Below are 23,035 nucleotides of genomic sequence, written 5' to 3' on the forward strand. Positions count from 1 at the left end.
TGGTATTTATATTAGTAAAATTCTAGCGAAATTAGGAAAATCCTTCTAAATATCTAAATAATAATGAGCTAACCACTTTGAATATGATTAGCTCATTAGGTCTTATATATATGTTCAGAAGCTCAATATAATTCTTCTGGACAACATCTTATGCTTGTTTCGGCTGGATAAGACTATTGCCTTTCCCTTTATTCTCCAGCTTTTGGTACATGGCAGCAATAATCATCGCAGGCACACTGCAGAGAATCATCCCGAGGAAGGCATACTGCGGCTGCACTTCATATAAATAGCCGCCGATAATCGTGAAAACAGAAGTGCTCCAGCTAAGCGCAAGTGCGGAATAGATGCCTTGTGCCTTTGGAATTTGTGCATGTGGAATATGAGCAATTAAGTATTTCATAAAAGCATAATGGCCCATTGCAAAAGAGAATGCATGCAAGGTCTGTGCGATACTGAATACAATTACGTTTGGAAAAACGAAGACCAGAATCCAGCGAACCGTGGAACCAAGCGCAGATATCAACAGCAAGGACCCGACTGAAAATTTCCTGAATGCTTTATCAGCAGTAGCAAAGAATAGAATCTCAGCTATGACCGCAATATTAATGATCAGACCAATCAGATAGACAGGTGCATGAATATCCTGCAGAAAAACATAGCCATAATTATAATATGTGGCATGTGCTGCCTGAAGCAGAATCACAATAATCAGTACTAAGCCAAAGTTTTTAATGCGGAATAACTGAGCAAGGCTTACTTTTTGTTTAAGATCTGTTTTCGGCTTTTCTGAAAGAATACGAGGCGCATTCATAAAGCTGAGGGCTACAAAGCCAATCATCCCAATTAAAAGTGCCCAGAGGATGACTTCATCTCCCATCATGCCTGTAAAAACGGTTAAAACAATCCCAATAGAAACAAAACCAATTGATCCCCATTGTCGGCTTCGTCCATAATGCTGAAGCTGTTTATTTTGAACTAAAACACTGGCTGCACTATCTAATGCTGGCATTAATGTAGGATAGAATAAATGAAGAACAATTGTAACAATCAATAAACCAGTAAAAGAATCAACAGGAATATAGCATAGAATGGACACCAGGGTGCCAATCCCAGATAATTGCAATAGAGCTTTACTGCTTACTCTTTCTAATAAGTATGGAAATGCAAACAATGTAGACAGGCCTCTGGCAACTAAACCGCAGCTCATAATTAAGCTTGCTTCCGACACCGAGATTCCCTTTGTATAAATCATCCATCCCGACCAATAAGGGAGAAAAATTCCCCAAGTCAAAAAGAAACTAAAAAATTGTGTACTCATCCAGCGTTGTGTATTCATTATAAACCTCCTAACTGAATGCATGATATCATGGAAGGAAAGTTGATTAATATGAGATATCTCATATTTTTGAGGTGAAAGATGGAAGTTTACAAAAATCAGAAGAAGCAGTTTTATGTAGAGAATTATAGTATCGCTCATTTATTTTCTTTTAACGTTGAAATGGAAGTACACGAGTATGGGCGTGATGAATGGATCATTCAAGAGGGGATGAGACCCCATTATTTATTTTATGTTCTCGAAGGAAAAGCCAAAATCTATGTCACACATCAAAATGGGAAAGTGTCGCTGATCAATTTTATTAATGAGAACGAATATATTGGTGAAATGGAATTATTAAATGATGTGTATTACACAAAAGGAATTCAAGCAACGACAAAAACGATTTGCTTTGCCATACCCTATCATTGCTACCGGAATCAACTGCTGGATGATAATAAATTTCTGCGTGAATTAACCAAGTTTTTAAGTTTAAAAGCCACTTTTATGGCCGCAAAGTATTCTCAAAGTCTTGCTTTTCCACTGGAAAATAGGCTGGCTGATTTTATCCTGCAGACAGCAGATGAAGGACTCTATAAGGAGAAGCACGTAACCGTTTGTGATTATCTTGGCGTATCCTATCGCCACCTCTTACACGTGCTGACACAGTTCTGTGAGAAGCAGTTTTTGCAAAAGGAAGGGAGAAACTACCGGATTATACAACCTCAATCATTGCATGAATTGGCAGGTGCACTGAGGAATGGATAGGAGAGAAAAAGCTTAGAGGCTGGGACAAAACGAAATTAATATTTCTAAAACACGAATATTCAATATCTTGGTTTCGGTATTTAATCAAGACCGTTCCATTGCGCTGCGGACCCTCGCTTTCCGCGGGGAGCAAGCTGAGCCTCCTCGTCACTTCGTTCCTGCGGGGTCTCACCCTTTGCTCTGCAGCCCGCAGGAGTCGAGGGCCCTCCGCTCCATTTCACTCATGTAAATAAAATATATTTTATAATTATAAATAAAAAACCGAATGATTAGAAAGATGACCTTCCTTACCATTCGGTTCAATAGGTGTGTTAAATACTTATGTCCCACCCTCTTCAAGTTAAACGATGATTGGATCAGTTGCAGACAGCAATTTAAGCTGTTCCATTGCATAGGAGAATCCATCATCATCATTCGTTTTTGTCACAATGTCCGCCGCGTTTTGAATGGCAAGCGGAGCGTTCCCCATGGCGATTGAAGTGGTTGCCACTTCAAATTGTGCAAGGTCATTTCCGCCATCTCCAATGGCGATAATTTCTTCAAATTCGATGTTCATTAAATTTTGATATCGAAAGAGTGCCTTACCTTTATGTGCTTCACCAGAGGTGATTTCTAAGTTATTAGGAAAAGAAGATGCCATTGAAACATCGAAATGAGGTCCTAAAGCTGCCTTCATTTCTTCTATTTTTTCTAATTGCCCATTATAAACAAGAGCAATCATTTTATAAATTTTAACATCCTCTTGCTCTAGAAGTTTATCATAATCGTATTCCTGAAAAAGAGTGTTCAGTTCATCCACGCTTTTTCCATGTAATGGAGGCAATGTGGACGGGTGTCCGCCGGTATTGGTATAAACAAGAATCCCTACACCCAGCTTTTTCAGTACAGTAAAAATTTCTTGATATGTTTCAACAGGGATGGTCGCTTCATATAGCAATTCACCTGTGCTGGAATATAAGGTGGAGCCATTTATACAGAATGTAGGCAGTTCTAAGCTTGCAATGCCTGGTACTTTCAAGACATCAGCAATAGCGCGGCCGGTATTTAAAATGACACAATGTCCTTGATTTTTAAGATCTTGTAATGTTTTAAGACTTGTTTCAGTGATTTCATGCTGAGAATTTAACAAAGTGCCGTCTAAATCGATTGAGATACATTTCATCGTTAAATCTCCTTTCTGCATTTTAAAGATCGATACCTATTATTATTACATAGTTAGGCTGAAAAATATATGACGTAGAAGCGACTGGAAAAGAGTGCTTAAAATACAAAATATGAATCTATATCTGCTATTCAATAGATGCTGCAGGCATAGATGTGCAGGGGAACTGGTGGGATATGGATTTTGTTATCTTTCAGCACGGTGAAGTTGCAGGAAAGGTGACAAAAGAATGGTTTACCTGGGGAGACAGTTATAAGGTACAGGTTTTGAAGGAAGAGATGGAGACAATTGTAATTGCCCTTGTGATTGCAATTGATTGTGTAAAATCAGATCAGGCGGCAGCTTCTTCGGCTGCAGGGGCCGATTAATCTTTTAATAATAACAGATGAAAAAAAGTGAAGAGCAAAGTGTCTTCACTTTTTTTATAATAGACCATAAGAGCAAGAATTAGGACGAAAAAGCCCAGACAACTTGTTAGAATGAAACCAGCAAAGGGTTATATTCTGGCAATTGTCTAGAGAGGTGGTGGATTGTCGTGGCTTCTATTCGTTTATCTTTTGAAGAAAAATGGGAGAAGATTATTGCATGTGATCGCAAATACGATGGTCTATTTTTCACAGCAGTAAAAACAACCAAAATATACTGCCGTCCATCCTGCAGGTCAAGAAAGCCGAAAAAAATAAATGTAGAATTTTATGATGATATCACCGAGGTTGAAAACGCTGGTTTTCGAGCCTGCAAGAGGTGTCAGCCTGAAATAGAGTTTTCGCCGCACATGGTGGTTGTGAAAGAAGTTATAGCATTTCTAATTAATCATTATAAGCAAGATCTAATTTTAAAAGATATTGCGGATCAGGCTGGATTAAGTCCTTTTTATTTAGAGCGTTTATTTAAACAGGAAACCGCGGAGACTCCGCGTACCTATCTGGAGAAAATACGAATTGATAAAGCAGCATACCTTCTGAAAAGTACAGCCTTAACAAATCTTGAAATATGCTATGAAGTGGGATTTCAGAGCACCTCCACCTTTTATAAGGCATTTCGGACTGTAAAACAATGCTCGCCTAGTGAGTACAGAAGAGGCACCTGCTATGAATTGGATTGATTATGGAAATTATTTAGAAATCAATCCACCAAAGGAATTTAGTTTTGAAGAGTGCTTAATCTTTCTGGGAAGATCTGATTTAGAAGTGCTTCATCAGATAAGCGAAGGATATCTATATAAATTGATCAGAGTAAAGGAATCGCTCATATTAAGTAAAATTAGTTTCAGAGATCAGGTTATAAAGGTTGAATATCCAATTGATGTTCCCTCCAGGCTTCAGCGGGAAAAAACAGCACATTATATTTGTGAATGGCTTGATTTAGGCCAGGATCTAGAGTTATTTTATCAAACAGCTAATCAAGATCGAGTACTAAAGGATCTTGTTAGAAATTACTATGGATTGCGATTGATATGTATTCCTGACTTATTTGAGGCATTAGTGTGGGCAATAATGGGTCAGCAGATTAACTTAACCTTTGCATACACCTTAAAGAAACGTTTTGTCGAACAATATGGTGAAGGACTTGTATTCGAGGATAAAGCCTTTTGGACATTTCCTTCATGTGAGAAGATCGCGGCAATAGACATTGATGATCTAAAACAGCTTCAATTTACTGGAAGGAAGGCAGAATATATTATAAACATTGCCAAAATCATGGCAAAAGGAGAACTAACAAAAGAACTTCTGCTGAAGCAAAATGGCACCCAGCAAGTCAAAAAGACATTAACAAGTATAAGAGGAATCGGTCCATGGACAGCAGATTACGTGATGATGAAATGTCTCCATGATACCACGGCTTTTCCAATTGCTGATGTTGGACTTCATAATGCTTTAAAAAAATGGTTAGAACTTAATAGAAAACCGACGATAGAAGAATTAACAGCATATGCTGCTGATTGGGAAGGATGGCAGGCATATGCAGTCTTCTATCTCTGGAGGTCATTATATGATAAAAACGTATAAGTTAACGTATGAATCTCCCATAGGAGTAATCGAGATCATTGGTACGGATAAAGCCATTCTTTCTATCCTGTTCTCGGATGAAAAGAAAAAGGAAATGATACTTGATGAAACGCCTCCAGTATTAGCAGAATGCTATAACCAGCTTGATGAATATTTTAAAGGTGAGCGCTTAACATTTAATTTTCCTATTCAATGTAAAGGTACTGAGTTTCAGAAATCAGTATGGAAAGCTCTGGAGAGCATTTCATATGGAAAAACAGGATCTTATAGAGATATCGCTAATACCATTGGGAATGAAAAAGCCATTAGAGCCGTTGGAAATGCAAATAGCAAGAACATGTTAAGCATTGTAATTCCATGTCACAGAATCATCGGTTCAAATGGAACATTAACTGGATATGCGGGAGGCATCTGGAGAAAAAAATGGCTGTTAGAACATGAGAGATCACGTATCGACACAGAAAAAGTCATGATTTAATAGAAAATAAATCATGACTTTTTTGGTGGTCCTTCAAAAGGTGTAAATGGGCAGCACAGCAGAAGAAATTAGGAGGGAGCGCTTGATCCTCTGATTATGTCTTTTGTTTACTAATAATCAGGAAAGTACCTTCTAAGCAAATGCATCAAAGCCTAAAGAGGCAAAGAGAAACACAGTCATCACACATCCAGCCGCGATCGCTTTCCCTCTGCGTTCCGGACCAGCTGCTTTCAATGTGTATCTGAAGTAAAGAATGGCACCAACTGCAAGTAAGAGAAATTCCAGCAGGAAAGTGGCTGTGACAGATTCCCAAAGTCCCAATCCCATCAGCGGAAAATTACCTGCATTTCCGGGGAGGATCGGTAAATCCGGACGGTGGACGATTAAATCGAGTATCCAGTGACTGAAGACAACACTCCCCATAATAAACCCTGATTTTTTACCCCAAAAGATCTTGGCTAGAAATGCTGCTATGATCGAGATGAGCAATGCGCCGATAAATGAGTGTGTGTAAAAAGCGTAAACCATTATGTTGGCGTAGCCTCCATCACCTATTGGCTCAATAGATTCTAATCCGGCTAATTCAAAAGGAATATATACGAGATCAAGCAATTGTGTGCCAACTAACAAAGACCAAAGTGGCAGTTCAGTTGTTTTGCTTTTTACGGCAGCGGCAACACCAAAATGACCTGCAAACATGCGGACAGCCTCCTTAAGGTATACTTTGTAACTAAACAATTTTTAGTATAACTGTCCATTTTGGTTAATATTTAAAAAATATATTAATTTTTGTAAATTTTATAAATACCTATATTTCCGGCCAACTTATTCTGAGTCGGCTATTTGATTTTCTCCTCTTCCCTCAAAAAATTCTTGTACCAGGGTGATTAATTCATGGGCTGCAGGTGTTAAGTATCGTTTTTGATGAAAACTAATATAGACTTTTCTTATGGGAGCAGGATTGATTAGCCGCAGATAAGAGATTGAATCAAGCTTTTTGGGTGTATATTTAAAATAACTCTCAGGTATGAGAGCGACACCTAACCCGTTTTCTACTAAACTGAAAGCTGTTTCAAAATCATCAACTTCATAAAGTCCTTTAGGTTTAAAACCGGCTGTGTAACATATTTTTAAAAAATCATCTCTTATTTGATAGCCATTAGAAAATTGAATGAAAATATCGTCCTCTAACATGCTTAAATCTATTGACTTATCTTTAGATAGTGGATGGTGTGCTGGCAGTAATATAACAAATTCTTCTTGAAATAACTCGTATCTTTCCAAGTTTGGGTTTGTAATAGGGTGAGTGGTAATAGCAAAGTGAATATCATAGTTGACTAAGGCAGTTTCCACATCTTTAGGTCGAATAATATTTTTAAAATTAATTTTTATCTCTGGATATTTCACAGAAAAACTTCGAATGATCTTTGGCAGCCAGAATCTAGAAGATTCTATAACTCCAATAGTTACTATTCCTTTGCCTACTAGCTTTATCTCTTCCATATCTTTTAAAGCTAAATTATACACTTGTAAGATACTTATGACATGGTTGTAAAAGATCTCCCCGGACTCCGTTAAAGAAATGATTCGAGTCGTTCTCTCAAATAATTTAAATTCCAATTCCTTTTCAAGTTGTTTAATCGTATTTGTTAAAGAAGGCTGGCTGATAAATAACTCTTCTGCAGCCTTTGTGAAATTTTTTCTTCTTACGAGGGTTTCAAAATATTTTAGCTGTCGAATGTCCATGTAAACGCCCCTCCTATTTATAGTTAAAAATTATAAATATATTAATAGATAGTATTATAAATTATAGTTAGAATAATTTAAACTATCAATATATTTAAAAATAAGGGGGTTGTGCGTTTGCAAATAGAATTGAGCCAAGTTCATACACTATTTTTAGCTGTCGCTGTCTTAATGTTTGGTCTTTACTTAATTAAAAAAATTACATTTTTAAATAAGTTTTGTATCCCAGCACCTGTTGTTGGAGGATTCTTGTTTGCGATTCTAGTCTTTATTCTTCGTGGTCTAAATATTATTGAGATTAGCTTAGATACATCCTTACAATCTTTGTTTATGCTTTTATTCTTTACATCTGTAGGATTGGGAGCGAGTTTTTCACTACTCTGGCAAGGTGGGAAAATTCTTGTTATATACTGGCTTATTTGTGGAGGAATTGCCTTCTTTCAAAATACCATTGCGGTGTTATTAGCTAAGGTTTTTGATTTGCATCCTCTGCAAGGTCTAATGGCAGGTGCTCCTTCTCTTGAAGGTGGCCATGGCGGAGCAGCAGCTTTTGGAGAAACAATCGAGGCAATGGGAATAGATTCTGCAATCACTATAGGTTTAGCAGCAGCCACACTGGGATTAATTGCAGGGGGGATTACCGGTGGACCAGTAGCGAAGTATCTGATTAATAAACATAACTTGAAACCAGACCCAAGTATACTTAATCAGCAGTCAGCATCTGCTGCTGATGATCCGGCAAAACCTATTACAACGAACTTAATAATGCAGCAAATATTTTTACTGACATTTTGTATAAGTCTTGGTGTGATTCTAAGTGGCTATTTCTCTGATCTAACAGATTTTGTGTTGCCAGATTATGTTGGTGCAATGTTCGTAGCCGTATTAGTTCGAAATATTATAGATCGATTTAAGAAACCAGTTTATGACCAGCGTAGTGTGAGCCTTATAGGAGATGTTGCATTAGGAATCTTCTTATCTATGGCATTGATGAGTATACAGCTGTGGGAAATTGCCAATCTAGCATTGCCTATTTTAGTAATAGTAGTGATCCAGGTTATTTTTATGGTTCTGTTAGCCATATTTGTTGGATTCCGTCTCCTGGGGAAAGATTTTGATGCAGCAGTAATGATGGGCGGGATGACAGGCCATGGTTTAGGCGCAACACCAAATGCAATGGCCAACATGGATGCCATAACGAAACAATTTGGACCCTCACCTAAAGCATTTTTAGTCATACCAATTGTCGGGGCATTTTTAGTAGATGCATTATATATTCCAATTGTAGTAGGGTTTATTAATTACTTTAGTTAACAAAGGTTTTTAGATAAATGGTGCGATAGCAAGCATTGGAACAACATTCACATAAAAGCAAATATTACAAATAGTAAGGGGTTTAATCACATGTTTAATCACTTAACAAAACCTGTTGTTCAATACAATCAGGAAAAAGTAGATCCATATGTTACAAGACTAGTTGAATGGATTGATCAAGAGATAAAAAATGAAGTAGTTTATGATTTTGCTTTCATTGGTGTTCCTCTATCGAAAAGTTCAATGAGTTTTTCTGGAGCTCATTTAAACCCGGAAGCTTTTCGTCAGTTATGGGGAGGTTTTACAACCTACAATATAGATAATGATATCGACTTAGCTGCATTAAAATCCGTGGATTTAGGGAATGTGAAAATGCATATTACAGATATTAAGCAATGTCATAACAATATAGAAGAGGCGCTTAAGGAAGTTAAGCAGCAATTTAAGAAAACGACATTGATTACTATTGGCGGAGACCACTCGATCACGTATCCCATTATTAAAGGGCTTAAAGATGATACAAAGGCAAAAATAGGGCTGATTCACTTTGATGCCCACTTAGACGTTAGAGATACATCTTTTGGTGGCCGGTTTAATGGCACGCCTGTACGAAGTCTGATTGAAACAGAAACAGTAAAAGGCGATCACATCGTTAGTATCGGCATTAGGGATTTTGCTAATTCCAAGGCATACCGAGATTATGCTTTGGAGGAAGGAATAACAATTTATACTGCTAACCAGGTTTACGAAAGAGGAATTGCGCCGATTCTGGAGGAAAGTGTAGCAGCTCTGAAGGATAAATGTGATGAAATTTATGTAACATATGATATGGATGTGATGGATCAAGCATATGTTCCCGGTGCACCAGCAATTGGACCTGGCGGTTTAAATCCTCAAGACATTTTTTATACAGCTGCTGAATTAGGAAAACTAGAAGAAGTTACAGGTATTGATATTGTATGTAATGATCCATCAAAGGATTTTAGGGATGTAACAGCTCGTGTAGCTTTGCATATTTTCCTCAATTTTGCAAAAGGATATTATATCCGGAAACACAGTGCCCAATAAGCAAAACAAAAAGCGGACTTTGCAAAAATTGCGAAGTCCGCTTTTTTTAATTTCGAATCATATAATCAAAGGCACCTAATGCAGCAGTTGCACCTGATCCCATTGAAATAATAATTTGGTTATAAGCGCTGTCTGTGCAATCTCCCGCAGCAAATACGCCAGGAATTGTTGTTGCTCCGCGCTTGTCAACGATGATTTCACCGATGCGATTGCGCTCAACAGTGCCTTCAAGCCATTCAGTGTTTGGCACAAGACCGATTTGGACAAATACACCTTGAAGTTCAACATGATGTTCTTCGTTTGTTTCACGGTCTGTGTACGTAATGCCAGTTACATTATCAGTACCAGTAATCTCTTTAGTCGCAGCATTTGTGACAACTGTTACGTTTGGCAGGCTGTTTAAGCGTTCTTGAAGTACGCTGTCTGCTTTTAGTTCAGAAGCGAACTCAAGAACTGTGACATGTTTCACAATCCCAGCCAGATCAATCGCTGCTTCAATACCAGAGTTACCGCCGCCGATTACGGCTACGTCTTTACCGGCAAATAATGGACCATCACAGTGCGGGCAGTATGCTACACCTTTGTTTTTAAGCTCTTGTTCACCAGGAACATTAATATTGCGCCAGCGGGCACCAGTTGAAATGATGACGGTCTTACTCTTAAGAACAGCACCGTTTTCAAGTTCAAGTTCAAAAAGGTCTTTCTTTTCAAGACGCTTTGCACGCTGTAAGTCCATGATATCAATATCATACTCTTTTACATGCTCTTCAAGCGCTTGTGCAAGTTTTGGACCTTCTGTTGCTTTTACGCTGATAAAATTTTCGATGCTTAGAGTGTCAAGGATTTGTCCGCCAAAGCGTTCCGCAACAATACCAGTACGGATTCCTTTACGAGCAGAATAAATAGCAGCACTTGAACCGGCTGGTCCGCCGCCGACAACTAAAACATCATATGGTTCTTTATCTGCAAAATCTTCAGCACTTAAGCCTTCGCCTAATTTTGCTAAGATTTCCTGCAGTGAAATACGTCCGCCGTTCCAGAACTCTCCATTTAAGAAGACAGCTGGTACTGCCATAACGTTTTTGCTTTCAACTTCTTCTTTAAAAGCAGCTCCATCAATCATCGTGTGCGTAATATTTGGATTAAGTACACTCATGATATTTAGCGCCTGTACAACATCAGGACAATTGTGGCATGTTAAGCTAACATATGTTTCAAAGTTATACTTGCCATCGATTTTTTTGATTTGGTCAATGACGCTTTGCTCAACCTTTGGAGCTCGGCCGCTGACCTGAAGCAATGCTAATACTAAAGAAGTAAACTCGTGTCCTAAAGGAATTCCGGCAAACGTTACGCCAGTATCCTCGCCAGCACGGTTAATGCTAAAGCTAGGTGTTCTATATAACTCTGCTCTTTCGACAGTGATTTTAGATGACATGGAAGCTAGCTCTTCAACAAGAGCTAGCATTTCCTTTGAAACGTCATCTGTACCTGCACTGACTTTAAGCAGAATGTCATTTTCTAAAAGCTGAAGATATTGATTTAATTGTGACTTGATTTCTGCATCCAGTGCCATTGTTTAAGCCTCCTTAGATTTTACCAACAAGGTCAAGGCTTGGCTTAAGTGTTTCGCTGCCTTCTTGCCATTTAGCCGGGCAAACTTCGCCTGGGTTGTTGCGAACATATTGTGCTGCTTTAATTTTGTTCACGATTGTGCTAGCGTCACGGCCAATGCCATCAGCATTAATTTCAACAGCTTGGATTACGCCGTCAGGATCAATGATGAAAGTACCGCGGTCAGCTTGTCCTAATTCTTCAACTAATACATCAAATTGACGAGAAAGAACGTGAGCTGGGTCACCGATCATTGTGTAAGTGATTTTGCCGATTGCTTCAGAAGTATCGTGCCAAGCTTTGTGTGTGAAGTGAGAGTCTCTAGATGCAGAGAATACTTCTACTCCAAGTTCTTGAAGTGCTGGGTATTGGTTTTGAAGATCTTCAAGCTCAGTTGGACAAACGAATGTGAAATCTGCAGGGTAGAAGCAAAGAACGCTCCAGTTGCCTTTGAAGTTTTCTTCTGTTACTTCGATGAAATCACCGTTTTTGTAAGCTTGTAATGTGAATGGTTCAACTTGTTTACCGATTAATGGCATAATAAAATTCCTCCTAAAATTTAATATGTAGATATTATAGAAATGTATAGTTCCTATAATAGATACTAATTTGTAATTATTATTATATAGGATTGATTCTCTTTGTCAACTGATTTGAGGTGGTTTTCATTTATATTAATAAACTTGTAACAAAGAAGCAGTGATGAGAGCAGGAAATGGATGAATTCCCGAACTTGATGTAATAATATCTGATGGCTGGGAAACATAACCACGCCGATTAGTATAATCTAATCATTTTTGTTCTATACATTAGAATTCATAGGGTTACAGGTTAGGTTTTGATTAAAAAGGTTAATCGAATGAAAGAAAAATAAGAAGCAAATGAATAGGGATTGCGGCAGCAGGATGCATATGTTTCGGATATAAAGACGGATTTGTGAAACCGTTCCTCCCTTTCTAATCTATCAATAACAGGGGAAAATGGCAAAAGAAACGATTAAAAATTCTCAATGAAAATAAATGTTACAAATAGATGAACATACCATTGTTCCTTATGCTATTTTCAATTGTACCCTTCCTGATGAAAATACCATTTCTTCTGACGATGGTGAGTGTCAGTTAGATTAAACACAATTTCTTATGATGAGAGTAAAGAAATAATGAGATATGATGATATTGTTTAGATAAAAGAATACAGCACTAAGGAGGCTGAGCGCTTTGTACCTTTCAATTGAACTGCAAATGCTTATTCAATTAATCGAACGAGCAGCACTTTTACTGATTACATTATTCTTTATGACCAGAGTGCCAAGATTTAAAGAAATATTGCAAAGAGATCGGCATTCTCCTACAGAGCTATCTATTATCACGGTGATCTTCTGTTTATTTGCCCTATTTGGAACCTATTCAGGAATAGAAGTTGAAGGCTCGATTGTGAATATCCGAACAATCGCCATCACCGCTGGAGGCATTCTTTTTGGTCCTTGGGTTGGGATTATAACTGGAATTGTCTCAGGGGTTCACCGGTATTTAATCGATATTGGGGGAGTAACGTCTATCCCCTGTTTGATTACGAGTATTCTTGCTGGGATTGTATCCGGTTATATCCATCTTTATATGAAAAAAGCGAGAAGGTGGATATATGGAATTGCAGCCGGAATGTTTTGTGAGATCTTAACAATGATCCTTATACTTCTTATGGCAGAACCATATCAACTAGGAGTGGACATCGTTTCAAAAATTGCATTTCCTATGATTTTAGGGCAGGGAAGTATTGGATTGATCGTATTGATGATTGCCAGTGTGGAGGGTGAAAAAGAGCGTATTGCTGCACAGCAGTCACAATTAGCTCTTAATATTGCGAATAAAACACTGCCTTATTTTCGATCCATCAACACGGAATCTCTTCATACCATTTGCACCATTATAAAAAAAGATATTAAAGCAGATGCCGTTGCGATTACAGATACAAGGGACGTGCTAGCCTATGTGGGATTTGGGGAAGAAAAATATCAAATTGGCCAAGAGATTATAAGCGATCTAACGAAAGAGACAATCCGCAGCGGGATGATAACGATCCGAAACAATATTGCAGATCATCATACTCCGCAGATTCATTGCCTGCTGATCATTCCTTTAGAGGAAAGGGGTATTATTACGGGCACGCTGAAAATCTATTATCGTAAGGCTTATACGATTACATATACACTTCAGACAATGGCCATCGGACTTGCCCAGATTATTTCTACCTTAATGGAAGTTTCAAGGGTAGAGCAGATTAAGGAAGAGGCAAATAAAGCAGAATTAAGGGCGCTGCAGACAAAAATTAATCCTCACTTTTTATTTAACGCATTGAATGCAATCGCTTCTACAACAAGACGTGACCCTGATAAGGCAAGAGAGCTGATCATCAGCTTATCAGGCTATATGCGCTATAATTTAGAGGTGGATGAAGAGCTAATTGATATTGGTACAGCTCTGCAGCAAGTAGAGAATTATATCAAAATCGAAAAAGCAAGATTTGGAGAGCGTCTTCAAGTTGAATATGATATAGATGATATCCAGCTGAAATTGCCGAGTTTGCTGATCCAGCCATTGGTAGAAAATGCTGTAATTCATGGTATTCTCAAAAGAAAAGGGCCAGGAAAAATAACAATTTCAATTAAAGATACAGGCCGGAAAATTCGAGTAAGTGTTCGGGATACAGGAGTGGGTATTGGTCAGGATGTCATTGATCATTTATACCAGGGAACGGTTTCATCTAAGCAAATCGGTTTATCAAATGTACATCAGCGTGTGAAATTAATTTACGGAACAGGTCTAGTCATTCATCGGCTGGAGCCGGGAACGGAAGTTTATTTTGACATTATAAAGGAGATATCATGAGAGCGATTATTGTAGAAGATGAGATTCCTGCGAAGGAAGAGCTGGAATATTTAATAGAAACGCATAGTGGAATTGACATTGTTGCAGCATTTGAAGATGGTCTGGATGTCTTGAAGTTTTTACAAGAAGAAGAAGTGGATGCGATCTTTTTAGATATCAATATTCCTTCATTGGATGGCATGCTCCTTGCTGGAAGTATAAGCAAATTCGCCAAAAAACCGTATATTATTTTTACAACAGCTTATAAGGAACATGCAGCACAGGCCTTTGAGTTAGAGGCTTTTGATTACATCTTAAAGCCATACGAGGAAAAAAGAATCGCAGCGATGTTAGCGAAGCTGGAATCAGCTTTTAAAAAGGAGCAGCAGCCGCAGGATGAGGTGCTATCCGATTCTAATCGCAGAATTAACCTCCGAAAAAATGAAAATATTATTGTTACGAACGTGAATGATATTTATTATGCAGAAGCAAGTGAGAAGACGACACGTGTTTATACTAAAACAGATGAATATACCATGCCCATGTCGATAAGCGAATTTCATGATAAGCTGCCGCAGGATGCTTTCTTTAAATGTCACCGTTCCTACAGCGTGAACCTGTCAAAAATACATGAAATTGTTCCTTGGTTCAACAATACTTATATCGTACGTTTAAAGGATATAAAGGCAGAAATACCAGTCAGCAGAAGTAAATCAAAAACCTTTCGGCAGATTATGCATTTGTAAATACCATTCATTCCAAATCTGATGCATTTCATTCTGATACCGATTTCACAAAGCTTTCTAGCGGTAAAATTCAAGTATAGAAACCGTTAAGAAAGAGGAGATCGGAATGAATAACCAAAATGTAAATCGCTTTCTTATTATAATAGGTACAGTAATTGTTCAAATGGGTCTGGGAACTATTTATACATGGAGTTTATTTAATCAGCCGCTAGTCGAAAAATTTGGCTGGGATTTAAGTGCAACAGCTATTACGTTCTCGATCACAAGCTTTGCGCTTGCGTTCGCTACCCTTTTCTCAGGGAAGCTGCAGGACAAGTGGGGACTCCGCCGCTTGGTTGCTGTGGCTGGGATCTTATTAGGTGCTGGGCTAATTTTAAGTTCCCAAGTATCTTCTTTATGGATGCTATACATTGTTGCAGGTGTCATTGTTGGTTTTGCTGACGGTACAGCATATATTACTTCCTTAAGTAATTTGATTAAGTGGTTCCCGGAGAAAAAAGGATTGATCTCTGGAATTTCAGTGGGTGCATTCGGAACAGGCAGCTTGATTTTCAAATATGTCAACGCAAGCTTCATTTCTTCATTTGGTGTTTCAACAGCCTTCTTATTATGGGGAATCATCGTGTTAGTCATGGTCGTTGGCGGTTCTTTCTTATTAAAAGAAGCGAAGGTTTCTGGAGAGAGCACAGCACAAACTGCATCAGCTCAAAGAGATTATACAGTAAAAGAGATGCTTAAAACGAAACAGGCATACATGCTATTTATCATCTTCTTTACAGCTTGTATGAGCGGTTTATATTTAGTTGGAATTGTTAAGGACATTGGTGTGAGTCTAGCTGGCTTAGATGTAGCCACCGCAGCCAATGCAGTTGCATTAGTAGCAATCTTTAATACAACAGGCCGAATTATTTTAGGGGCTCTGTCAGACAAAGTGGGCCGGATGCAGGTCATCTGCGGAACACTATTAGCCACAGCTATTGCTGTATCAGTACTAAGCTTTGTGCCATTGAATTTCCCAATTTTCTTTGCCTGTGTAGCAGCCATTGCCTTCTGCTTTGGAGGAAATATTACTGTTTTCCCGGCCATCGTAGCCGATTTCTTTGGACTTAAAAACCAAGGTAAAAACTATGGTGTCATTTATCAGGGCTTTGGAATAGGTGCTTTAGCAGGGTCGATCGTTGCAGCGATTCTTGGAGGCTTCCAGGCAACGTTTACAGTTATTGCTGTTCTATGTATTATTTCTCTCATCCTTGCGATTACAATCAGACCTCCGCATGAAGCGGATCAAGTGAAAGAAAGTACGGGTAAGATGAAGAATATGCAGGCTGGAACAAGAATGGGATAAGAAAATGAGAGGTAATACCAGGTGCGGTACTCAGCGCAAAGCCTCGTTGTTTCTACCAAAATAATGCAGTAATTTCTAAAAAATATTAATAAATCCAAGAAACTGATGAATTTTTATTTCAGTTTATAATACACCCGAACAATTAGCAGGTATTAAAAAGATCTGTCTAATTGTTCGGTTTTTTTGTTGCTTTTAAGATTAAATATTTGATGAGTTCATTTGTCTTTTGCGTGAAAAAAGTGTTTATATTCATAATAGTTTTTTGTTCGGAAAGATTGAAACAATATTCCCTCTTTATTCGTATGCTGAAAAAGAAATTGAATTTAGAAAATGAAATACAATTGATTGAATACATATAGAACTGGGGTGATAACATGCCAAGTATGGAAGAAGTCCAGCAGCAGCTTCAAGAACTGCATGTAAGTGATCAAAGAAGAAAATTAATGAAAAAAGAGATTGAAGAACTGCCCAATATTTTAAAGGGAAATGAAAAGATTTACCGTTTAATGGGCGGCACATATCAAACATATACTGGAATGTTCATTGCAACCAATAGCCGGTTTCTTTTTACTGATAAAGGCTATAAAGGAAAATTAACAGTGTATGAATTTAAGTATGATGAGCTTTTAGATATGAAATACAATCTAGGCTGGGTTTATGGAAAAATAGATATATTCTACTTGGGAAAATGGATTAAATTAGAGATGTTGGAGAAAGAAGAAACAGAGTCTTTTTTTCACTTTATAAACGACCAGAGGGGTCGTTTTAGCTCATCAGTTGATGACAGCACTATGGCAGAAATAAAAATCGAAAAAGAGATGAATCCTCCATCTCATCGCAAATCTGGCCTATTTTATGAAGTATCTGATTTTCAGATTGAAGAACGTCCCGTATTGAAGGAGAAGGTAAGCAGCTGGCTCGGCTTCAACCCTTTAGATCCTTCTCAGGAGCAATATATAAAGAAGCTGAAAAAACGTTATTTTTGGAGAGTATTTTTAACGGCTTTTATTATGGCAGCGATGGTTATAAGCCTCGTTGTACGCAGTTCCTTAACAGAAGTATGGGAATTTGCTGTTTTCTTGAGTGTTCTTTGGATTGGAGGAGCATGGGTACTGAGAAAAGATCTGAATGAAGATACAAATAGAAAGAAAAATACTTCTTCACTCGTAATCTATAAGTATTGCATCAGATATTGGAATAGTTTCTTTGAATATCTTATACCTAACAGTGGCTATAGAACAAAACCTGATGTCACTAAAATGTTTTTTAAATATGGTTTTGAGAATCGCAGGAACATAAAGATAACTAGGTTCTTTCAATTTCCGAAGCTGCAAAAAGACCGTATTTATTATATCTCTTATAAAATGAAGAAGCATACTGAAAATACGAGAAGGCTGGGATTATATTTCGAGCTTACGCTGCCAAAAGAAACGAGGCAGAGTTTAAATTCCTTTTTGCTAATCCCTAAAGGCAATAAAATAAAAATTGAAAAGTATAAATTGCAGCAATCACTAATTGCTCATAATCTTTTTACAGAGAAGGCAATCCCTCAAGTACAACTCGATGAAATCCTTGCTTTTCTTCAGCCGCTTATCAAACGAGACATTGGAGTTGCTGTGAAGTTCCATCATCATTTAGAAATCTATCTTCCTTATTTTCTGGAGACAAAGGAACAGCTAAAGTCAGAAGAGCAAATACAGCAGATTATAGAAGATATTCACTTATGGTATGCATTTTACGAAAGAAGTATCATCTGGCGTTATGGACAGCTTCCAGCAGAATGGAAAGAAGGAGAAGAGAAGGCGCTGGAGTATTAAAATGATATTGTCCTTTTGGAAGTACTCTTCTTTCATCTTAAATTCTTTTAATTCTGTTTAGCAGGCGTACCATAAAAGAACTGTAAAAATGGTACAATGATGCCGATAAAGTTAATGTTGTCATTTGTGCTAATGATTCATAAATCAGAAATAGGATGTGAGAGGTTGTTTAATCAAGTTATACCTGCGATCCGTAATATGAAGGATTTTGAATATGCGTTAAATAAAGACCATGAATATATCATTTTTTTAGAAACCCGCCTTTCCCAGGCAGAAAGTGTTGTTAAGTATGCGAAGAAGAACGGTAAAAAGGTGTTTATGCATGCGGATCTGATTCAGGGCTTGAAAATGGATGAATATGGGATCGAATATTTAATCAATAATGTGAAGGTGGATGGTATTATCTCCACTAGAGTAAATGTGATTACTTTGGCAAAAAAGCACAATATTATTGCCATTCAGAGGCTGTTTGCATTAGACAGTCATGTGCTTGAGAACAATGTGAAAGTATGCAGAAAAATCCAGCCCGATTATATAGAAGTGCTGCCGGGTATAATACCAGGCATCATGGAAGAAATTCATGAAAAAACAGGTATTCCGCTGATTGCTGGCGGTTTAATCCGTACGAAAGAGGATATCGAGAAGTCTATAGAAAACGGTGCTATCGCCGTTACGACATCAAATAAAGAACTTTGGTAAGATCCGTAGAAGGCCTTTTTGAAATAATCTTAACTCATCCCCCCGAAATATTTTGTTGACACCGTTTTCATATAGTTATACACTGTATTTAAGTTAATAACTAGTGACCGTGATCAGGAGACACATTAAATGCTTTGGATTTATATTCAAGGGTATTTAATGTGTCTTTTTTATGCTCTAAAAAGGTCATCGTTATTGGGGGATGGAGTTTTAAAGAGAGATAAAAAGGGGGATTAATATGAAAAACATGAAAAAAACAGTCATCTTATTAGTGTTGTCATTACTGCTGATTTTAGTTGGCAGCTTTTCAGCTTCTCAGTTTAATAGTTCGAGTGGGGATGTGGATGTATCAAGGATTTACTTTGATACACCAAGAGGAGAGCTTTCTGGTCTCTTGTATAAACCAGAAGGAAGTGACGAACAGCCGCGGCCAACGATTATTGCGACTCACGGTTATCTGAATTCTGGTGAGATGCAAGATGCACAGACAATTGAAATGTCCAAAAGAGGCTATGTCGTTTTAGCATTAGATCAATATGATCATGGACATTCAACAGGTACAATGGAAAAGCCAGTTCCGTTCTTCTCATTCTGGCCTCAAGCCATTTATGATGCCGTTCAATATATGTATGATCAGGACTTTGTTCTGAAAGATGAAAGCGGTAATGGAATCATGGCAGTTTCTGGGCATTCAATGGGTGGCTTCTCGTCAACTCACGCCGTTATGCTTGATGAAATGGATTTTCAGGAAACTGGCATTAGAAAAATCTTTAGTTCTCTAACAATGGGCTCTGATTATCAGTGGCTGAGATCACTGGAATACACAGATGAAATCATCAACAATTCATATGGTCCAAGAACGTCTGGTAAAATTGCAGGTATCTATGATGAATTCTTCTTTGATGCTGACGCAGCAGCGGCCGGGGCACCTGTAGTGAAGAAAAATTACATAGGTACAGCAGAAGGGCAAGGATTTTTAGGCAACCCGGAAAATCCAGCGGCAGGCACTATATATGAAGTCAATGGCGGAAAAAGGGTTATTTATCAGCCAAATGAAACACACCCTTGGAATCATTTTTCAAAAACATCTACAGAATACGCTATTGATTTTTATGATATGACATTTGCTGATTACAGTAATATTGTAACAGTAGATGCGGACGGTCAGACATGGATGTATAAAGAGTGGTTCTCTTTCCTTGCGCTGATTGGATTCTTCATGCTATTCATACCAGTTGTATCATTGCTTTCGAAACTGCCTTTCTTGAAAAACGTTTATAGTGGCAGACCTGATCTGCTTCCAGAAGCAAAAACAAATGGATCAAAGCTTGCAGGTTTATTCTTAATTGTCATTGGTCTGCTGTTCCCTGCTTTATTCTTCTCTGCATTATATAGTGGAGATCTATACGGAATGAGGCTCTTGAGACAAGTGAGTATGGTCTTTATTACTATTTCTGCCATTGCTCTAATCTTCTCAATGGTGAAAAAGTCAGAGCGTACAATCACAGTAGTTTCTTCTATTATGCTTGTTTTGAGTGTGGTTCAATATGTTATTTTAAGAAACCAAGATACTCTTATTGCAACAACAGAATTCTTTGGAGCACCAACTGTAAATCCGGTTCTTTATTGGGCTCTTAATGTCGCGATTGTCACTTTAATGATTATGGTTGGCTATCACTATATTGCTAAAAAGCCTGAGGGTGCAACGATTAAGAGCTATGGAATTAAGGTTTCTATTAAAACGGTTCTAGCAGCCTTCGTAACGGCTATTGCAGCAGTAGCGATCGGCTTTGGAATTCTATATCTTGCAGATGCTTTATTCAAGGTTGATTTCCGTCTGTGGACACTAGCTGTGAAAACGTTTGAAGATCAGCATCTGGTTGCTTTATTAAAATATGCTCCACTATTCTTTATTTACTATTTCATCGTTGGCTTATCTGTCAATATGAATACAGCTGGTGTAAAATATGATGGATTTAAAGGTTATTTCGTTTCCATCGTTCACTTTATAGGCGGTTTAGTTTTATATTTAGGCTATCAATATGGTTTACTATTTACGACAGGTACAGCAGGTTATACGGGAGAATCGCTATCCTCTATTATCGTCATTGGACTGGTGCCCGTTCTTCTCGTAGCTGCCATCTTTAATCGCTACTTTTATAGAAAAACCGGCAATGTGTATGTAGGTGCTATTCTAAATACCGTGTTAATGACACTCATTACACTGGCAAATACTGCGCTGTATACAATTTTTTAATAGAATATAAATTAGGAGAGAGCAAGGAGCAATGTGTTTCGGGCTCTCTTTTATTCACAATCTAAGACGTGGAAGAGTACGGCAAGTAATGATAGATGAAAGAGGAGGAATACGGATGGGAAAATATATATTAGCATTGGACCAAGGAACAACAAGCTCCCGTGCTATTCTTTTTAATCAAAAGGGCGAAATTGTTGGGACCGCTCAGCAGGAGTTTGAACAATTTTTCCCGAAACCAGGCTGGGTAGAGCATGATGCAAATGAAATTTGGACTTCCATCCTTGCTTGTATTGCCTCTGTGCTGCGAAAGGCAGATGTAGAGCCTGGGGAAGTAGCAGGAATAGGCATTACAAACCAGCGTGAAACAACCATTATTTGGGATAAGAACACCGGGAAACCAATTTATCATGCGATCGTCTGGCAGTCACGCCAAACGGAGGGCATTTGCCAGGAACTGCGTGACAAAGGATATAATGAATTATTTAACAGTAAAACAGGTCTGCTTTTAGATCCCTATTTCTCTGGAACGAAAGTAAAATGGATTCTTGATCATGTAGAAGGTGCCAGAGAGAAGGCTGATAATGGAGAGCTTTTATTTGGTACGATTGATACTTGGCTGGTCTATAAGCTTTCAGGCGGCAAGGAGCATGTAACCGATTATTCAAACGCTTCCCGGACACTTATGTTTAATATTTATGACCTGCAATGGGATGATGAGCTGCTTGAGATTTTAGATATACCAAAAAGCATGCTGCCTGAAGTCCGTCAGTCTTCAGAGGTTTACGCACATACAGTAGACTATCATTTCTTTGGCCACAACGTACCGATTGCCGGTATTGCCGGCGATCAGCAGGCAGCTTTGTTTGGCCAGGCATGTTTTGAGAAGGGCATGGCTAAAAATACGTATGGAACAGGCTGCTTTATGTTAATGAATACCGGCAGTGAAGGAGTTAAGTCCGAGCATGGACTTCTTACGACGATTGCATGGGGTGTTGACGGGAAAGTTGAATACGCGCTGGAGGGAAGTATATTTGTCGCTGGATCTGCCATTCAATGGCTGCGTGATGGAATGAGAATGATTGACAGTGCCAAGGCAAGCGAAGACTATGCCAGCAAAGTCGAATCAACTGAAGGCGTATATATGGTACCTGCCTTTGTAGGAATGGGTACCCCTTATTGGGACAGTGATGCTCGCGGAGCCGTATTTGGTCTGACACGCGGTACAACCAAGGAGCACTTTATTCGTGCGACATTGGAGTCTCTTGCCTATCAGACAAGAGATGTATTAGATGCAATGACTGCAGACTCTGGCATTGATTTAAAATCATTGCGAGTGGACGGTGGTGCTGTTCAGAATGACTTTTTAATGCAATTCCAAAGTGATATTTTAGGAGTTCCTGTGGACCGGCCTGTTGTGAATGAAACTACAGCACTAGGCGCTGCTTTTCTTGCTGGCCTTGCAGTTGATTTCTGGTCTGAAAAAGAAGAAATCGCTCAGCAATGGAGAAAGGATCGTACCTTTACAGATAATATGGCGGAGGAGAAGCGTGAACTGCTCTATAATGGCTGGAAAAAAGCGGTCAAAGCAACACGTGAATATAAATAGATTTTACATTTGCTGTAACGTTAAACTTTAAAATATATGCATCAAATGTTATACTAAAGATAAGTTAATAATATTTGGCTGGAGATCTCGAGAGACCACAATCACCCTTTTTTGGCAACAAAAAGCAGGGTCGGTTTGTGGTCTCTTTTTTTGTACCTTCAGAAAGCAGGGACGAAAACATTTTTTAATAACATTTAATGACATAGTGAATGAAGAACATAAAACGA

Annotated in this window: 19 protein-coding genes and 1 pseudogene; 14 read left to right on the forward strand and 6 right to left on the reverse strand. The window is 38.2% G+C overall.

Going from position 1 to position 23,035, the window contains the following annotated elements; all coding sequences use genetic code 11:
* Nucleotides 1–148 precede the first annotated feature (148 nt).
* Nucleotides 149–1,336 carry an MFS transporter gene (locus tag F7732_RS19480; protein WP_151575732.1) on the reverse strand — a complete coding sequence of 396 codons (1,188 nt, stop codon included), beginning with the start codon at nt 1,334–1,336 and terminating at the stop codon, nt 149–151.
* Nucleotides 1,337–1,417: 81 nt separating this feature from the next.
* On the opposite strand from F7732_RS19480, the gene yeiL reads away from it, so the two are divergent.
* On the forward strand, nt 1,418–2,083 hold the full coding sequence (yeiL, locus tag F7732_RS19485) for a transcriptional regulator YeiL (protein ID WP_151575733.1): 666 nt from the start codon (nt 1,418–1,420) through the stop codon (nt 2,081–2,083).
* 340 nt (nt 2,084–2,423) lie between these two features.
* On the opposite strand, the gene F7732_RS19490 is transcribed toward yeiL, so the two are convergent.
* On the reverse strand, nt 2,424–3,245 hold the full coding sequence (locus F7732_RS19490) for a Cof-type HAD-IIB family hydrolase (protein ID WP_151575734.1): 822 nt from the start codon (nt 3,243–3,245) through the stop codon (nt 2,424–2,426).
* 128 nt (nt 3,246–3,373) lie between these two features.
* On the opposite strand from F7732_RS19490, the pseudogene F7732_RS19495 reads away from it, so the two are divergent.
* The 4 genes and pseudogenes from F7732_RS19495 to F7732_RS19510 form a co-directional block, all read left to right on the forward strand.
* Nucleotides 3,374–3,613, forward strand: a pseudogene (locus F7732_RS19495) (LURP-one-related/scramblase family protein); the annotation flags it as partial.
* 167 nt (nt 3,614–3,780) lie between these two features.
* The gene (locus F7732_RS19500) at nt 3,781–4,350 is read left to right on the forward strand and encodes a bifunctional transcriptional activator/DNA repair enzyme AdaA (protein ID WP_151575736.1); all 570 of its coding nucleotides are present in this window, start codon (nt 3,781–3,783) and stop codon (nt 4,348–4,350) included.
* Entirely contained in the window at nt 4,337–5,254 is a 918-nt protein-coding gene (locus F7732_RS19505) for a DNA-3-methyladenine glycosylase family protein (RefSeq protein WP_151575737.1), read from the forward strand. Before F7732_RS19500 ends, F7732_RS19505 begins: the two co-directional genes overlap by 14 nt.
* Nucleotides 5,238–5,732 carry a methylated-DNA--[protein]-cysteine S-methyltransferase gene (locus tag F7732_RS19510; RefSeq protein WP_151575738.1) on the forward strand — a complete coding sequence of 165 codons (495 nt, stop codon included), beginning with the start codon at nt 5,238–5,240 and terminating at the stop codon, nt 5,730–5,732. The genes F7732_RS19505 and F7732_RS19510 overlap by 17 nt, the downstream gene beginning before the upstream one ends.
* Nucleotides 5,733–5,864: 132 nt before the next feature.
* Here F7732_RS19510 and F7732_RS19515 read toward each other — a convergent pair whose 3' ends face one another.
* Both F7732_RS19515 and F7732_RS19520 read right to left on the reverse strand, forming a co-directional pair.
* Nucleotides 5,865–6,431 (reverse strand): permease, encoded by a 567-nt coding sequence (locus tag F7732_RS19515; protein ID WP_151575739.1) that lies wholly within the window; start codon nt 6,429–6,431, stop codon nt 5,865–5,867.
* Nucleotides 6,432–6,557: 126 nt separating this feature from the next.
* The gene (locus tag F7732_RS19520; protein WP_151575740.1) at nt 6,558–7,478 is read right to left on the reverse strand and encodes a LysR family transcriptional regulator; all 921 of its coding nucleotides are present in this window, start codon (nt 7,476–7,478) and stop codon (nt 6,558–6,560) included.
* A 117-nt stretch (nt 7,479–7,595) separates the two neighbouring features.
* Here F7732_RS19520 and gltS point away from each other — a divergent pair, with 117 nt between their 5' ends.
* Together gltS and F7732_RS19530 are read left to right on the forward strand one after the other, a co-directional pair.
* Nucleotides 7,596–8,792 (forward strand): sodium/glutamate symporter, encoded by a 1,197-nt coding sequence (gltS, locus tag F7732_RS19525; protein ID WP_151575741.1) that lies wholly within the window; start codon nt 7,596–7,598, stop codon nt 8,790–8,792.
* A 90-nt stretch (nt 8,793–8,882) separates the two neighbouring features.
* Nucleotides 8,883–9,860, forward strand: coding sequence for an agmatinase family protein (locus tag F7732_RS19530; protein ID WP_151575742.1), 978 nt, complete (start codon nt 8,883–8,885; stop codon nt 9,858–9,860).
* 46 nt (nt 9,861–9,906) lie between these two features.
* Here F7732_RS19530 and ahpF read toward each other — a convergent pair whose 3' ends face one another.
* A complete protein-coding gene (ahpF, locus tag F7732_RS19535; protein WP_151575743.1) occupies nt 9,907–11,436 on the reverse strand; it encodes an alkyl hydroperoxide reductase subunit F in 1,530 nt (509 codons plus the stop codon).
* 13 nt (nt 11,437–11,449) lie between these two features.
* Nucleotides 11,450–12,013: an alkyl hydroperoxide reductase subunit C gene (ahpC, locus tag F7732_RS19540; protein WP_151575744.1), complete on the reverse strand. Its 564-nt coding sequence runs from the start codon at nt 12,011–12,013 to the stop codon at nt 11,450–11,452.
* A gap of 702 nt (nt 12,014–12,715) precedes the next feature.
* On the opposite strand from ahpC, the gene F7732_RS19545 reads away from it, so the two are divergent.
* The 7 genes from F7732_RS19545 (at nt 12,716) to glpK (ending at nt 22,808) form a co-directional block, all read left to right on the forward strand.
* Complete coding sequence (locus tag F7732_RS19545) at nt 12,716–14,359, forward strand: sensor histidine kinase (protein WP_151575776.1); 1,644 nt, start codon at nt 12,716–12,718, stop codon at nt 14,357–14,359.
* The gene (locus tag F7732_RS19550; RefSeq protein WP_151575745.1) at nt 14,356–15,084 is read left to right on the forward strand and encodes a LytR/AlgR family response regulator transcription factor; all 729 of its coding nucleotides are present in this window, start codon (nt 14,356–14,358) and stop codon (nt 15,082–15,084) included. Before F7732_RS19545 ends, F7732_RS19550 begins: the two co-directional genes overlap by 4 nt.
* Before the next feature lie 106 nt (nt 15,085–15,190).
* Entirely contained in the window at nt 15,191–16,429 is a 1,239-nt protein-coding gene (locus F7732_RS19555; protein WP_151575746.1) for an L-lactate MFS transporter, read from the forward strand.
* Nucleotides 16,430–16,803: 374 nt separating this feature from the next.
* On the forward strand, nt 16,804–18,246 hold the full coding sequence (locus F7732_RS19560) for a PH domain-containing protein (RefSeq protein ID WP_151575747.1): 1,443 nt from the start codon (nt 16,804–16,806) through the stop codon (nt 18,244–18,246).
* 132 nt (nt 18,247–18,378) lie between these two features.
* Nucleotides 18,379–18,945, forward strand: a complete 567-nt coding sequence (locus F7732_RS19565; protein WP_151575777.1) for a glycerol-3-phosphate responsive antiterminator — start codon at nt 18,379–18,381, stop codon at nt 18,943–18,945.
* 238 nt (nt 18,946–19,183) lie between these two features.
* The gene (locus tag F7732_RS19570; protein WP_151575748.1) at nt 19,184–21,202 is read left to right on the forward strand and encodes a serine aminopeptidase domain-containing protein; all 2,019 of its coding nucleotides are present in this window, start codon (nt 19,184–19,186) and stop codon (nt 21,200–21,202) included.
* Between the two features lie 115 nt (nt 21,203–21,317).
* Entirely contained in the window at nt 21,318–22,808 is a 1,491-nt protein-coding gene (gene glpK / locus F7732_RS19575; RefSeq protein ID WP_151575749.1) for a glycerol kinase GlpK, read from the forward strand.
* The last annotated feature ends 227 nt before the right edge of the window (nt 22,809–23,035 follow it).

Source organism: Bacillus mesophilum, assembly GCF_008923265.1.
Lineage (GTDB): Bacteria > Bacillota > Bacilli > Bacillales > Cytobacillaceae > Cytobacillus > Cytobacillus mesophilum.